General features: G+C 61.4%; 10 protein-coding genes. 1 reads left to right on the top strand and 9 read right to left on the bottom strand.

Annotation, left to right across the window (positions count from 1 at the left end; translation table 11 throughout):
- Positions 1 to 356 precede the first annotated feature (356 nt).
- Positions 357 to 1,265, top strand: coding sequence for an acyltransferase (locus tag R3355_RS11740; RefSeq protein WP_318961340.1), 909 nt, complete (start codon positions 357 to 359; stop codon positions 1,263 to 1,265).
- Positions 1,266 to 1,459: 194 nt separating this feature from the next.
- Here the strand turns inward: R3355_RS11740 and R3355_RS11735 are convergent, their stop codons facing one another.
- The 9 genes from R3355_RS11735 to lysS form a co-directional block, all read right to left on the bottom strand.
- The gene (locus R3355_RS11735; protein WP_318961339.1) at positions 1,460 to 3,607 is read right to left on the bottom strand and encodes a putative bifunctional diguanylate cyclase/phosphodiesterase; all 2,148 of its coding nucleotides are present in this window, start codon (positions 3,605 to 3,607) and stop codon (positions 1,460 to 1,462) included.
- 117 nt (positions 3,608 to 3,724) lie between these two features.
- Positions 3,725 to 7,138 (bottom strand): response regulator, encoded by a 3,414-nt coding sequence (locus R3355_RS11730; protein ID WP_318961338.1) that lies wholly within the window; start codon positions 7,136 to 7,138, stop codon positions 3,725 to 3,727.
- A 188-nt stretch (positions 7,139 to 7,326) separates the two neighbouring features.
- Positions 7,327 to 7,983 carry an OmpA family protein gene (locus R3355_RS11725; protein ID WP_318948683.1) on the bottom strand — a complete coding sequence of 219 codons (657 nt, stop codon included), beginning with the start codon at positions 7,981 to 7,983 and terminating at the stop codon, positions 7,327 to 7,329.
- Between the two features lie 113 nt (positions 7,984 to 8,096).
- Entirely contained in the window at positions 8,097 to 8,744 is a 648-nt protein-coding gene (locus tag R3355_RS11720) for an MBL fold metallo-hydrolase (protein WP_318961337.1), read from the bottom strand.
- A gap of 226 nt (positions 8,745 to 8,970) precedes the next feature.
- A complete protein-coding gene (locus R3355_RS11715) occupies positions 8,971 to 9,291 on the bottom strand; it encodes a hypothetical protein (RefSeq protein ID WP_318948685.1) in 321 nt (106 codons plus the stop codon).
- Positions 9,292 to 9,437: 146 nt separating this feature from the next.
- Entirely contained in the window at positions 9,438 to 10,184 is a 747-nt protein-coding gene (locus R3355_RS11710) for a TIGR00266 family protein (protein WP_318961336.1), read from the bottom strand.
- A 241-nt stretch (positions 10,185 to 10,425) separates the two neighbouring features.
- Positions 10,426 to 11,721, bottom strand: coding sequence for a flavohemoglobin expression-modulating QEGLA motif protein (locus R3355_RS11705; protein ID WP_318961335.1), 1,296 nt, complete (start codon positions 11,719 to 11,721; stop codon positions 10,426 to 10,428).
- A 26-nt stretch (positions 11,722 to 11,747) separates the two neighbouring features.
- Positions 11,748 to 12,299: a hypothetical protein gene (locus R3355_RS11700; RefSeq protein WP_318961334.1), complete on the bottom strand. Its 552-nt coding sequence runs from the start codon at positions 12,297 to 12,299 to the stop codon at positions 11,748 to 11,750.
- 372 nt (positions 12,300 to 12,671) lie between these two features.
- Positions 12,672 to 14,174 carry a lysine--tRNA ligase gene (gene lysS, locus R3355_RS11695; protein WP_318961333.1) on the bottom strand — a complete coding sequence of 501 codons (1,503 nt, stop codon included), beginning with the start codon at positions 14,172 to 14,174 and terminating at the stop codon, positions 12,672 to 12,674.
- Positions 14,175 to 14,223: the final 49 nt, after the last annotated feature.

Here is a 14,223-nt window from a genome sequence, read left to right as displayed (position 1 = left end):
GTGCCCGGATGCAATCCGGGCACGGCCATCGGCTAGCACGGAATGCTCGGCCCGTGGCCGCAATACTGTTCACTTAAGCCTAGTGAGCAGGACTTATTTGTAGCCAGGATGTAATCCGGATCTGGCCTTGCAGTCACTGAAGCCCCCGGATTACGCCAAGGCTGATTCGGGCCAGGGGCCGACTTTTGATAGCCCGCAGGAGCGGCAGCCCCGCAACATGACCTGGTGGTCAGCTCCAGCACTTGCAGTCCGGCGCCCAGGCGCTACCCTGTGCGCCGGCCGACCCGCGGTGGAGAACCGCGGGCTATGAACGACTCGGGGCATATGCCCCATTTTGCGGAGGCATCTGCCCCCCCATGCTGCATTTTCTGCCCGCCGCCCTGCGCGGCCTGATTGGCGCAAGCCTGCTGGCCCTGAATACCCTGTTCTGGTGCTGGCCGCTGTTTTTCATCGCGCTGCTCAAACTGCTGCTGCCGATCCCAACGCTACAGCGCTGGTTGCGCGACCTCATGCATGCGATCGCCGAGGCGTGGATTTCCATCAACAAGTTCTGGATGGATCTGCTTTCCCAAACCCGCTGGCACATCCAGGGGATCGAGCGCTTCGACAAACAGCATACCTACCTGGTGACGAGCAACCACCAGAGCTGGGTCGACATACTGGTGCTGCAATATCAACTCAACCGGCGCATGCCGCTGCTCAAGTTCTTCCTCAAGCAGGAACTGATCTGGGTGCCGGTCATTGGCCTGTGCTGGTGGGCGCTGGAGTTCCCCTTCATGAAGCGCTTCAGCAAGGAGTACCTGGCCAGGCATCCGGAGAAGCGCGGCGAGGATCTGGCGACCACTCGCAAGGCCTGCGCACGCTACAAGAGCAACCCGGTTTCGATCTTCAACTTCCTCGAAGGTACGCGTTTCACCCCGGCCAAGCATGCCGCGCAGGGTTCGCCTTTCCGTTACTTGCTCAAGCCCAAGGCCGGCGGCATCGCGTTCGTACTCGACGCCATGGGCGAGCAGTTGCACAGCCTGGTCAACGTCACCATCCATTATCCGCAGGGCAATCCGGGTTTCTGGCAACTGCTCAGCGGCGAGATCAGAGACGTGGTGGTGCACTTCAATGAATTGCCGATCCCGCCGCAGTACATCGGCCGCAACTACGATCAGGACGAAGCCTATCGCCTCGGTTTTCAGCAATGGGTCAACCAGTTGTGGCAAGACAAGGACGCCGAACTGGAGCGCCTGCATCGGCAGTATGCCGGCCGCCAATAGTCGCGACAAACCGCCGGATTGATGCGCCCAATGCTGCTCACCCAAACCAAGTGAGCAGCATTTTTTTGTAGCCCGGATGACATCCGGGGAAGTCTGGCGCCTGAAAAATAGCGCCCGGATTGCACCCGGCTATGGGTGGGTGCATGGCTACGCTACGCGCCCGGCGGTATCCGCTCAAGTAAACGGTATTGGGCCTAATGCGCGGGCTTTTCACGCGCCGGCAAGGCGTCCCAGTCAAGCTGCGCCGGGAACCGCTGCGCGTCCGCCGCCAGCAACCCCGGCGCGACCAGAAAGCCCTGCATGATGGGGCATCGATGCGCCACCAGCCAATCGCGCTGGGCCAAGGTTTCCACCCCCTCGGCGATGACCTCCAGGCCCAGATTGCGGCCCAGATCGATGATGGTGCTGACCACCGCCGCATCGCGCGGCGAGTCGAGCATATTGGCGATGAACAGCCGATCGATCTTCAGCGTATCCAGCTCGAAATGGCGCAAATAGGCCAGCGACGAATAGCCGGTACCGAAGTCGTCGATGGCGATCTTCACGCCCAGCAGGCGCAATTGGCGCAACTGCTCCCGGGTGGTATCCAGGTCCTGCATCAGGGCACTCTCGGTCACCTCCACTTCCAGCTGTGCCGGGTCGAGTTGCTGTTGCTCCAGAATCCGCTGCAGGTCATCGACCAATTGCGGCATGCCAAACTGCACCGGGCTGACATTCAGGCTGAGCACCAGGTCATCGGCAAAGTACTGACTCATACTGCGGCGCTGCTGGATGCCCTTGCGGAAGATCCAGTCGCCCAGGCGATTGATCAGGCGGGTTTCCTCCAACAGCGGGATGAACACATTGGGCGCCACGGTGCCGGCGACCCTGTGCTGCCAGCGCAGCAAGGCCTCGAAGCCGCGCAGGCGGCCGCTGTCGAGATAAACCTGCGGCTGGTAGACCAGGAAGAAATCATCCTGCTCGATGGCCGAGCGCAGGCTTTCTTCCAGCATCAACCGCGAGCGCGCCCGGCCGTTCATTTCCGGGGAGAAAAACCGGTATTGCTGGCGCCCTGCCCGCTTGGCCTCGTACATGGCCATATCCGCGGCACGCAGCAATCCCTCTACGGTTTGCCCGCACTCGGGATAACTGGCAATACCGACACTGGCACCGACGGTCACCTCGATACCGTCGAGATTCTGCCGTACGGAAACCTGTTCGATCAGTTTCTCGGCCACCCGCGCTGCATCTTCAGGATGACCGAGGCTGTCGAATATCGCGATGAACTCGTCTCCGCCCATGCGCGCCAAAGTGTCATAGGGCCGCAGGCACGCTTTGAGCTGCTCGGCAACCCGCCGCAGCAATAGATCACCGGCGTCGTGCCCGAGCGAATCGTTGATCCGCTTGAAACCGTCCAGATCGAGGTACAGCACCGCCAGGCCCTGACCGCTGCGCTCGGTGCGCGAGATCGCCGCCTCCAGCGATTGCTGGAAACCACGCCGATTAAGCAGGCCGGTCAGGGCATCGGTGACCGCCAGAGACTCCAACTGAACGTGCAGGTTGCGCACCACCGACATGTCCAGGGCAAGCACCACCATGGCACGCTGCTCCCCGGGTAACGGCGAGCAGGACAGCGCCACAGGAACGCCCTCACCGTTCAGGGTGCACAGGCTCGCATCATGCAGTCGGTAGCTCTCGTTGCGCTGCCAATGCCGATAGAACTCCGACATCTGCCATTCGCCGTCGCCCAGGGGGGCAAGCAGGTGGTTCAGCATTGGGCTGCCTTGCAGCTCGGCGACCGAGCAGCAGAGCATCTGGGCCATGGTCGGATTGGCGAAACGGATCAGGCCATCTTCGCCGACCACCATGATGCCCTCGGCGGCGTTATCCAGTATCGAGGCGTTGAACGCCCGTGCGCCATCCAGTTGCCGGGTCAGCTGCAAAAGCTCGTGGCGGTGGCGCTCATGATCGAGCAGCGAGTGGATCTTGTGGCGCAGGACCTTGGGGTCGAAGGGCTTCAGCATGAAGTCCACCGCGCCCCTGACATAGCCCTTGAGTACGGCATCCTCGGACAGGGCAATGGCCGAGACGAAAATAATCGGGGTAAAGCGCGTACGCGGATTGCCGCGCATTAGCCGCGCCACCTCGAAGCCATCCATATGCGGCATCTGCACATCCAGCAGCACCAGGCCCACGTCCTCTTCCAGCAGACACTGCAAGGCAGCCTCGCCGGAGTCGACGCAACACAACAGCCAGTCGCCGCCATCGAGCAGAGCCTCCATGGCATGCAGGTTATCCGGGCGATCATCCACGACCAGCAGTGTTTGCCTGATGCATTCTTCCGTATGCGGTGCCTGTGCCATAGCCCTCTCCCGCGTCCCTGGTGACGCCTGACTCTAAGTTGCCGCCGCAGTGAAACGGCGTAGCGATGTCGACATCCTGCTTCGGCATTGCCACATCAAACCCTGGCTGGCCACAGCTCAGGGTAGAACATTGCGCAACGGGTCGTTCGCTCCATCCGTGTCGGGCAGCCAGCGCGCCAGCATGCTCAACAGCTCATCGCGGCTGACCGGTTTGGCGAGATAATCATCGGCCCCTGCATCCAGGCATTTCTCCCGGTCCCCCTTCATCGCATGCGCGGTCAAAGCGATGATCGGAATCGTGCACCGATGTTCCTGCTTGAGCAGCCGGGTCGCGGTATAGCCATCCATGTTGGGCATGGCGATATCCATCAGGATCAAGTCGAAAGCGCCGCCTTGATAACGGGAAATGGCTTCCACGCCGTCCTTGGCCGCACTGATCTTGAGCCCGGCGTCGTCAAGCAGTGCGGTCAGGGCATAGACATTGCGCACATCGTCATCGACCAGCAGCACCCGTCGCCCATCCAGCGAGCGAGGCGCCTGATCGTCGGGTGCGGCCCACAATCGCTCCGGGTCGCGCACGCTGCCGAGAAAGCCCTGTACGGCGAGACTCAGCGCCTGCAGATCTTCACCATGCTTGTGCACCACTACCGCGCAATAGTGCCTGAGCCGCTGCAACGTCTGCTGGGTGACATCCACCCCGGTATTGATCACCACCCGCGTGCCATTCAGCGGACGCAGACGATCAAGGCTCTCGAGCAGATCAAAGCCATCCTGATCAGGCAAATCGAGATCAATCACCAGGGCTGAAAAATGCCGCTCGGCGTAGGCCTGACGAGCGTCTGCAGCACTTGCACAGGTCACTACGTCAAAACCCAGTTGCTGCAGATGGCCACGGTAGAACTCACGCTCGACCTCGACGTCCTCAACCAGCAACAGGGACGGGGCAGGAACCTGTCCGGCCTGTTGCAGATTGACGAAAACCTGCTCTAGATCCAGCCGGGCGATGGGTTTGACCAGATAGCGAGTGCCATCATCGTTCCAATCGACCGGTTGCGGCACACAGGAAATGATGTGCACGGGAATCTCGCGATGGCTGAACTGGCCGCGCAAACGGCGAAACAGCTGCCAGCCACTGATATCCGGCAACAGGATATCCAGAATCACCGCACTGAAACGCTCGCTTTGCAGCAGCTTAAGCGCCTGGACACCCGTGCGGCAATGCACGCAGGAAAAGCCATGGGCATGCGCTTCATCGGTGATCACCATGGCGAAATTGGCATCATCCTCAACGATCAGCACCGCTGGTCCTGCACCGCTGCGCTGCGGCTGGTCGCTCTCCGGCTCGCTCTGCACCACCACCTGCACCGGCAGGTGCACGGTAAAGCAGGAACCTTGTCCCGGGGTGCTTTGCAGGCTGACCTCGCCGCCCAGGGCCTGCACCAGTTTGCGGGTGATGGCCAGGCCCAGGCCGGTGCCGCCAAAGCGACGACTGGTGGAACCGTCGATCTGCTGGAAGGCTTGAAATATCTGCTCGTGATGTTCGGGCGCGATGCCGATGCCACTATCGCGCACAATGAAGTTCAACTGCTCACGCCCGTCAACATGGCCATAGGGCTCACAGGCGACGGTCAGGCTCACCTCGCCCCGCTCGGTGAATTTCAAGGAATTGGACAGCAGATTGCGCAGGATCTGATGCAGCCGCGCGCGGTCGCTGTGGATCACTCGCGGCACCTCAGGCTCCAGCTGGGTACGCAAATGCAGCCCTTTGAGTTCCGCCAATGGACGCATGCTGGCATCCAGCTCCACCAGCATTTCCCGCATGTTCAGCGGCTCCAGCTTGATCTGCATGCGCCCGGATTCGACCTTGGCCAGATCCAGCACACTGTTGATCAACTGCAGCAGATCGTGGCCGGCGCGATGCACGATATCGGCATGCTTGGCCTGCTTGCTCGTCAGGTTGCCGGTACTGTTCTGCCGCAGTTGGTCGCTGAGGATAAGGATACTGTTGAGCGGCGTGCGCAGCTCATGGGACATGTTGGCGAGGAACTCCGACTTGTAGCGATTGGCCAGGACCAGTTGCTCGGCCTGGTCACGCAAACGCTGCTCGGCCGCCTTGCGCTCGCTGATATCTATGATCACCGCCTGCACCAGGGCCGCCTCACCACTGCGGATCGGCGACAACCCAACCTCCAGGGGAATCAGGCGGCCGTCACGGTGCAGGCCGAACAACTCGCGGTTGTTGCCCATGCGCCGTGGTTCGGGGTTGGCCTGATAGCCATGACGCAAGTTGACGTGCCCCTCGCGCTGCTCCCGGGGCAGCAGTTTTTCTACCGTCTGGCCCAGCAGCTCCTCGCGTTCGTAGCCGAACATCTGTTCGGTTTGCTGGTTGACCATGGCGATCCGACCATGACTGTCGACCAGAACAATCGCATTGGGCGAGGCCTCGACCACCAGGCGGAAGCGTTCCTCGCGCTCAGTCAACAACCCGGTAGCCAACTGACTGGCATGCATCTCGCGTTCGCGCTGGTACAGGTAACCGCCGGCCAACAGCGCGAGCAAGCTGACGGCGGTCAGGCCCACCCACAGACTGAAGGTCATGTTGCGGCCACCCAGGGCGGCCTCGTACTGGACAGTGCTGCCCACCTCCAGCAGCCAGGTACGGCCATAGAGATCCAGTGCCATGGTCTGCCGAAAGTGTGGCGCGGGCGCTCCGGCCTGTTCGTCGCCACCGAACATGGCGGTGTCTGGCGCATGCCGATCCTTGATCGCGATATCGAACAGGCGGCTCTGTGACCCGAGGATCCCAGCCATCAGATCCTCGAGGCGAAAGGCGCCGTAGACGAAACCGAACACCGCCGCGCGGCGCTCTTCCTCGTGGATCAGGGGTATATCCGGTTGGAACACCGGCAAGAACAGCAGTACCCCGCCCTCAACCTCAGCCTGGGTTTCCTGCTTCAGGGTGACCGGCGCGCTGAGGGTTGCATCGCCGCTGCTGCGCGCCTGCTCGATGGCCGCCCGGCGCGTCCGCTCGCTGAGCATGTCATAGCCCTGCACCCGGCGATTGCGCCAATCGAAGGGGCTGATGTAGTCGATCAGCACGTACTCATCGCGCGGGCCAGATGGAAATGCCCGATAGTCCTGGCGCCCGTCGGCCTGCACCTGGGCCAGAAAGTCATCGAGCTGGCTCTGTTCGAGATGACGTGCCCAGCCCAACGCCATGATGCCGGGATAGAGATCCTGCAGACGCAACTGCTCGACGGCCCTGTCCCACTGCTCCAAAGAGACCTGCTCACTGCCGATCATCAGCCCGGAGATACCGCGCAGTACCATTTCGTAAGCACGCATGCGGGCAAGCACACGCTGCCCGATATCCTGTGCGTCAAGCTGAAAGCGTTGTTGGTTTTCTTCCCGGTTACGGGTTTCGAGCGCCTGCCATTGCCATACGACACCTCCCCCAAGGCCGAGCAGCAGCACCAGGGTGACCCAGACTGCCAGATTCTTGCGTGGAATTGAGCGATGCCTGTCGTCCATGAACTCTCCTGAGCCGCTCCCCGTTGGGCAGGCACGCAGCAGTCACTTTCGCAGCTACCGCCAAGCCCTCAAAGCATTCTAGTCAGGATTTACACAACCGGCCTTTTGCCAGCAGAGAGCCGACAGACGGCAAAAAGGCCCCGTTTTTACTGGGGCCTTTCTCGATAGAGCGAGGTGCTGCTAGAGGCTTACAGCGGACGCAGGTTAATCTCGACCCGACGATTCTGTGCACGGCCGGCTTCGCTGGCGTTGCTGGCGATAGGCTGGTTCGGACCGGCACCGTAGGAGGAAATCCGCGCCGCCGGTACGCCATTGGCCGACAGGTAGGAGGCGACGCTTTGCGCGCGGCGATTCGACAGGTTCTGGTTCAGCTCCATCGAACCGGTGCTGTCGGTGTGACCGACGATGTCGATGCCGTTCTTGTCGAACTCCTTGAATACCGTGACCAGGGAATTGAGGGTCGGGTAGAAGCCGCTGGAAATATCCGCCGAGTTGCTGGCGAAGGTGATATTGCCCGGCATGATCAATTTCAGCTCATCGCCATTGCGCTGCACCTGCACGCCAGTGCCTTGCAGGGTCTGACGCAGTTTGGCTTCTTGGGTGTCGACGTAGTAGCCATAGCCACCGCCTGCCGCGCCGCCCACTGCCGCGCCGATCAACGCGCCTTTGCCCCGGTCTTTGCTGCTCGAAGTAGCCGCCCCGATCACGGCGCCGGTTACCGCACCAATACCGCCGTAGATCCCGGCTTTACCGGCTTCACGTTCGCCAGTGTAGGGGTTGGTGGTACAGCCAGCGAGGAAGGTAATACCAACTGCGGCAAATGCCAGATTGCGCCATTTAGTCATGTTTATTCCTTTATTTTTTCGTGTTGGAACAGATCTTTATCCGGGTTTTCGAACCTGAATAAACCGTTAAGTTCCGACCCAGCTTAGCAAGATCCGCCACGGAGAATTGCCAATCATGCCCGCACGAATGGGTTCTCGCGCATTTCATCGCCCAAACGGGTGTCGTCGCCGTGGCCGGTCACCACCGTGGCGTCCTCGTCCAGGCTGTACAACCGCTGCTTGATCGAGCGCTCGATGGTCTTGTAGTCACCCCCCCACAAATCGGTGCGACCGATACCACGCTTGAACAGGGTATCGCCGGCAACCAGCAGCTTGTCCTGGGGGAACCAGAAGCTCATCGAACCCGGCGTATGCCCCGGTGTATGCAGCGCCACACCGCAACCGCAATCCAGCGCCTGATCGTCGACCAGCCACTGATCCGGCGCCGGCACTGGCACATAGGGCACGCCGAACATGCTGCATTGCATCTCCAGGTTGTCCCAGAGGAACTGATCTTCCCTGTGCAGGTGCAGGGTCGCGCCGGTCTTCTCCTTCATCTGCCCGGAAGCGAGGAAGTGATCCAGATGGGCGTGGGTATGGATGATGCTCACCACCTTGAGGCCATGAGCCTCCAGGCGCGCCATGATCAACTCCGGATTGCCACCCGGATCGACCACAATGGCCTTCTTGGTCACGGGGTCGCCGATGATCGTGCAGTTGCACTGCAAAGGCCCGACAGGGAAGGTTTCGCGGATTAGCGCGGTCGGCGCAGTAGTGCTCATCGTTTATTCCTCGGTGCGGTAGTCACTGGGTAGCTTACCCATCCACTTCTTGAAGGCGCGACGAAATTCGAACGGATCACTGAAGCTCTGCAGGCAGACATTTGCACAGACCCTGCCGGGGCAGCTATCCAGACGCGCCCGCCTCAAGCAGCGCATGTGTGTCTGGGCTGAGCGTTTTTTCACAACCGCTGATAATTGTTCGCAGAGCCTTCATTCCGACGCACCATCACTCCACGGCCGGTGCGCCTTCGGCCACGCAGCGCACTGCCCGCTTGCGCTGGTCGACCAGCACGCCACTGAGGCCTTTCTGTTCCAGGTCGAACAGCACCACGACGCCGTCGATGCACTGCGCCACCTGGTTGGCCGGTTTCAGCGAGACCTTGTAGTCCTCGCCGGGAACGGTCTTGAGCATGGTGTAGTCGGAGAGCAGCAAGGCATCCTCCGGCTGGGCGATGTGCAGGTAGCCGTAGTAACCGAGGGCCGCCACGGTGACGCAGATGCTGGCGATGCCGGTGAGGATCAGGGGGATGGGGTTCAGTTCACTCATTACAGACTCTCGAGGTTGGGCATTTCAGCAAAAAATTATCGCCTATCGAGCCAGATCGTTTGCTGACAGGCAAGCGAACAAATGGCAGCGACAGTAGCGACAGGCGGCGCAGCTTGATACAAACGCGGGCGCTTGCCCAGCGTCGATCATTTACCGCCGGCGCGCACTTCCTCGCGCGCCTTGAAGGTCGCCTCGTAGATGCGTTCGGCCAGGCGCGAGAACGGCAGGCTCTGCACCCAGACCGTGCCGGTGCCCTTGAGGGTCGCCAGGACGATGCCTTCGCCGCCGAACAGCATGCTTTTCAGCCCACCGGCCAGGGCGATGTCGTAATCGATACCGCTGGTGAAGGCCACCAGGCAACCCGTGTCGAGTCGCAGGGTCTGGTTGTTCAGCTCCTTGCGGATCACCGTGCCGCCGGCATGCACGAAGGCCAGACCGTCACCTTCGAGCTTTTGCAGGATGAAGCCCTCGCCGCCGAAGAAACCGGCGCCCAGGCGCTTGTTGAAGCTGATACCGACTGCCGTGCCGTAGGCGGCGCAGAGAAAGGCGTCCTTCTGGCAGATCAGGCTGCCGCCGTGCTCGGCCAGCGGGATCGGCACCACGGTGCCCGGATAGGGCGCGGCAAAGGCGACTCGCGCCTGGGTGTTGCCGGCGTTGGAGAAGTGCGTCATGAACAGCGATTCACCGGTCAGCATGCGCTTGCCGGCACTCCACAACTTGCCCAGCACGCCGCTCGCCGCGCCATCGCCCATGCGCGTCTCGAAGCGCACGCCCTCGGTCATGTAATTCATCACCCCGGCTTCGGCGATCACCGTCTCGCCGGGATCGAGGATGATTTCCACACTCTGCGCCGAGGCGCCGAGGATTTCGTAGTCGAGTTGGTGGCTGGGCATCTGGGGCTCCTGGCAATTCGAGTGGGATGCTGGCCCGGATTACATCCGGGCTACGAGAGCTGTGTAGGGTGGATCGGGGCACGTAGCTGACGCCTTGTTCATCCACCATCGGCGTTGGTGGATGGGTAAAGCGTCATCCACCCTACGATGCCGCAGATCTTGCGCATGAACATAGGGCGGCATAGGCAGCGCCTATGCGTACCAGCCTTGGTGCGCACGGCGCACCCTACGACTTGCAGCTTTACAGGATATTCGAGTAATCGGCTTCGATCCGATCGAGACTCAGGTGATTGAGGAAGTTGGAGAAGCACATCCAGGCCGACAGGGCATTCAGATCCTGGAACTGCTGCGGCAGGTACTTGGGCGGCTGCACCAGGCCTTCGTCGACCAGCTTGCGCAGGGTGCGCATGTCTTCCAGGGTGGTCTTGCCGCAGAACAGCAGGGGGATCTGCTCCAGCTTGCCTTTGCGCACGGCCAGCTGAATGTAGTTGTAGATCATGATGAAGCCCTTGAGGTAGGACAGGTCCTTGGTGAACGGCAGGCCTTGCGGCACCGAGCCGCGGAACACCCGGCTGGCGTTGCTGTAACCGTCCTCGAGGCTGTAGCCCTGCTCGCGGAAGAACTCGAACACCTGGAGAAAATCCGCTCCCTCCTCGGCCATGTGGATGGCGCGAGTACGGTTGGTGAGTTTGCGCAGGCGGGTCGGGTAGGAGGCGAAGGTGATCACCTCCATCAGAATCGCCAGGCCTTCCTGGGTCACCGTGGAGGATGGCGGCCCCTTGGACAGGAAGGTGCAGATCGGCTGGTTCAGGCCATTCAGGGTGGTACCGACATGCACCAGGCCCTCATGCACCTCCAGGGCCCGCACGTCGCGCTCGTTGAACATGGCGTCGCTGCGAATCTTGATGTAGTCGGCACCCGCCGCCGCATCGGCGAGAATGCCGTCGGACTCGAACACCCGGATGGTGCTCTCCGCTTCGCCGAATACCTTGTTCAGGCGACTCTGCAGCAGGTCTACCGCGGTCTTGGCATCGAGGGTTTTCGCTTCGTCCTTGAGGTCGCCGCGGTCGGCGATGTTATTCAGGTAGTCGGACAACATCAGGCCCAGGTCGGCCAGGGTCGGGTCGCCGGCGTGGAAGGCATCGGATGCGGCGCCGTAGAGATCCTGGGAGATCAGGCCGAAGTCGGTGGTGCCGCGCGCTTCGAGCATGCGGATGACCATGCGGTATTCGCGGCACATGCGCCGCATGATCTGCCCGACCGGATTGAACTGCCCGAGCAGGCGGGTAACATCGCGCTCGATGTTCTGGAACTCGAGCTTTTTCGCGCTGGAGTCGAAGCCCAGTGGCCGGCTCAAGTAGTAAGCCTGATCGACCGCCGGCATTGCCTTGCCCTTGGCCTTGAGAAAGCCCTCGCGAATGCTGTCGTCCCACTTCACCGCGTCCAGCACTCGAATCGGGGTCTGCGCCTCGACGATCCGCTCGGATAACGCCCGCACGATCAGTTGATAGTCGTCCAACCCGCTGTGACTGGTCATCGCTCCCTCATTGTTTCTGACATTGGCTATGGGCCGGCGCGCTGATAGCGCGCGACCTCGATAAAGACATCCGAATTGGCCTGGTCGTCGAGATAGGCGAAGACCACGTCCAGCGGGCTGCTGATCAAGACCCCCACACCCTCCTGCGTATCGACGGGTTTGCCTTGCATCCGGCCCGCCTCGAGCTCCTGCAGGATGCGATCGACATCGAGGTTGTAGATCACCAGTTCATTGTCGGTGGTCAGCTCGAAGCCGGCGATGGCGAAGTTGCCGCCCAGGTTTTCCGGCAGACCGGCCGACAGGTACCAGCGCCGGCCATGATGGGCCACGGTGAAGCCGTACTTTTCCTGGCTATCGAGGTTGTCCGGGCTGCCCTCGTAGGTTCTGGCCTCGTAGAGGTTGGAGCCGGCACGGGTGATATCCAGATAGAACCGCTCGCCCCATTCATCCTTGCGCGACCATTCGCCGAGCAACGGGATGGGCGCCGCCTCGTTGGCCGGAATCGGATCGTTGAAGGTCACCAGACAGCCACTCAACAGCAGCAAGGACAAGGCGACCACTACGCGCCAGGCTTTCATTTCGCTCTCCTTGTGAAAACAGTTCGACCAAGCCTGCAGATACCCTTTGAGACGTCCCCGTCCATGCCAAGCAGCGCCGCACGACTCAGAGTCGCCAACACTACATGCTTATAGCGTTTAAGAATGGCCAACATGTCTGCATTATCCAATTGCCCGATCCCATTGAGCAGCCCTGATACTCCATCCAGCCGATAATCGCCGTCAACTGTTTGGCATCCTGCGCCGGCTATCGCGAACCCAGCACCTGGCGGAACCGGCTGACGCCCTGCAAGAGAACCTGCCGACGGGCAAGCACCCATACCCTGTTAGGCAGTACTGCGCAGAATAAATCCGCCGCCAGACAGCAAAAAGCCGCCCGAGGGCGGCTTGGCGTCACGCTTGCGGGCGCATATGCGGGAAGAGGATCACGTCGCGGATCGACGGCGCATTGGTCAGCAGCATCACCAGACGGTCGATACCGATACCTTCACCGGCGGTCGGCGGCATGCCGTATTCCAGGGCGCGGACGAAATCGGCGTCGAAATGCATGGCTTCGTCGTCGCCGGCGTCCTTGTCGGCCACCTGGGCGTGGAAGCGTTCGGCCTGGTCTTCCGCGTCGTTCAACTCGGAATAGGCGTTGGCGATTTCACGGCCACCGATAAACAGCTCGAAGCGGTCGGTGACGCTCGGGTCCTGGTCGTTACGCCGGGCCAGCGGCGAGACTTCGAACGGGTACTGGGTGATGAAGTGCGGCTGCTCCAGCTTGTGCTCGACCAGCTCCTCGAAAATCATTACCTGCAGCTTGCCCAGGCCTTCGAAACCCAGCACCTTGGCGCCGGCCTGCTTGGCGATGGCGCGGGCCTTGTCGATGTCCTGCAGATCGGCAGCAGATATTTCCGGGTTGTATTCGAGGATCGAGTCGAACACCGACAGGCGCACGAAGGGCTCGCCGAAGTGGAACAGCTTGTCACCGTAGGGCACGTCGGTGGAACCCAGCACCAGCTGCGCCAGCTCGCGGAACAGCTCCTCGGTCAGGTCCATCATGTCTTCGTAGTCAGCGTAGGCCTGGTAGAACTCGAGCATGGTGAACTCGGGGTTGTGCCGGGTCGAGACGCCTTCGTTACGGAAGTTGCGGTTGATCTCGAAGACTCGCTCGAAGCCGCCGACCACCAGGCGCTTGAGGTACAGCTCGGGGGCGATGCGCAGGAACATCTGCATGTCCAGGGCGTTGTGGTGGGTCTCGAACGGTTTGGCCGCCGCGCCGCCGGGGATGCTCTGCAGCATCGGGGTCTCCACTTCGAGGAAGTCGCGCTGCATCAGGAAGCTGCGGATATGGGCGATCACCTGGGAGCGCACGCGGAAGGTCTCGCGCACCTCCTCGTTGACCATCAGGTCGACGTAGCGCTGGCGGTAGCGCTGTTCGGTATCGGTCAGGCCGTGGTGCTTGTCCGGCAGCGGACGCAGCGACTTGGTCAGCAGACGCACGTCGGTCATTTCCACATACAGGTCGCCCTTGCCGGAGCGGGCCAGGGTACCAACGGCGGCGATGATGTCGCCCATGTCCCAGTGCTTGATCTCGGCCAGTTTTTCTTCCGGCAGGGTCTTGCGGTTGACGTAGACCTGGATGCGCCCGCTCATGTCCTGAATGACCATGAAGGAGCCGCGGTTGAGCATGATGCGACCCGCGACCTTGACCGGGATGGCGGCTTCGGCCAGCTCTTCCTTGGTCTTGTCGACGTACTGTTTCTGCAAGTCCGCGCAGTAGCTGTCGCGGCGGAAGTCATTCGGGAAGGCATTGCCCAACTCACGCGCGGCGGCAAGCTTTTCCTTGCGCAGGGCGATCAGCTTGTTTTCTTCCTGTTGCAGTTCGTGGTGGTCGAGTTGTTGGTCGCTCATGGTCTCTGGTCTTTCCTGGTAATCGTAGGTTGGTGCTGAGCGCAGCGAT

This window comes from Pseudomonas sp. (assembly GCF_033723075.1).
In the GTDB taxonomy this organism is placed as follows: Bacteria; Pseudomonadota; Gammaproteobacteria; order Pseudomonadales; family Pseudomonadaceae; genus Aquipseudomonas.
This window is presented reverse-complemented; position numbering and strand designations above follow the sequence as displayed.

What these genes read in the sequence shown, in the direction of transcription:
- R3355_RS11705 (WP_318961335.1), bottom strand. Translation starts at nt 11,721, where the DNA reads ATGACCAGTCACAGCGGGTTGGACGACTATCAACTGATCGTGCGGGCG.
- R3355_RS11730 (WP_318961338.1), bottom strand. Translation starts at nt 7,138, where the DNA reads ATGGACGACAGGCATCGCTCAATTCCACGCAAGAATCTGGCAGTCTGG.
- R3355_RS11720 (WP_318961337.1), bottom strand. Translation starts at nt 8,744, where the DNA reads ATGAGCACTACTGCGCCGACCGCGCTAATCCGCGAAACCTTCCCTGTC.
- lysS (WP_318961333.1), bottom strand. Translation starts at nt 14,174, where the DNA reads ATGAGCGACCAACAACTCGACCACCACGAACTGCAACAGGAAGAAAAC.
- R3355_RS11740 (WP_318961340.1), top strand. Translation starts at nt 357, where the DNA reads ATGCTGCATTTTCTGCCCGCCGCCCTGCGCGGCCTGATTGGCGCAAGC.
- R3355_RS11710 (WP_318961336.1), bottom strand. Translation starts at nt 10,184, where the DNA reads ATGCCCAGCCACCAACTCGACTACGAAATCCTCGGCGCCTCGGCGCAG.
- R3355_RS11735 (WP_318961339.1), bottom strand. Translation starts at nt 3,607, where the DNA reads ATGGCACAGGCACCGCATACGGAAGAATGCATCAGGCAAACACTGCTG.
- R3355_RS11700 (WP_318961334.1), bottom strand. Translation starts at nt 12,299, where the DNA reads ATGAAAGCCTGGCGCGTAGTGGTCGCCTTGTCCTTGCTGCTGTTGAGT.
- R3355_RS11725 (WP_318948683.1), bottom strand. Translation starts at nt 7,983, where the DNA reads ATGACTAAATGGCGCAATCTGGCATTTGCCGCAGTTGGTATTACCTTC.
- R3355_RS11715 (WP_318948685.1), bottom strand. Translation starts at nt 9,291, where the DNA reads ATGAGTGAACTGAACCCCATCCCCCTGATCCTCACCGGCATCGCCAGC.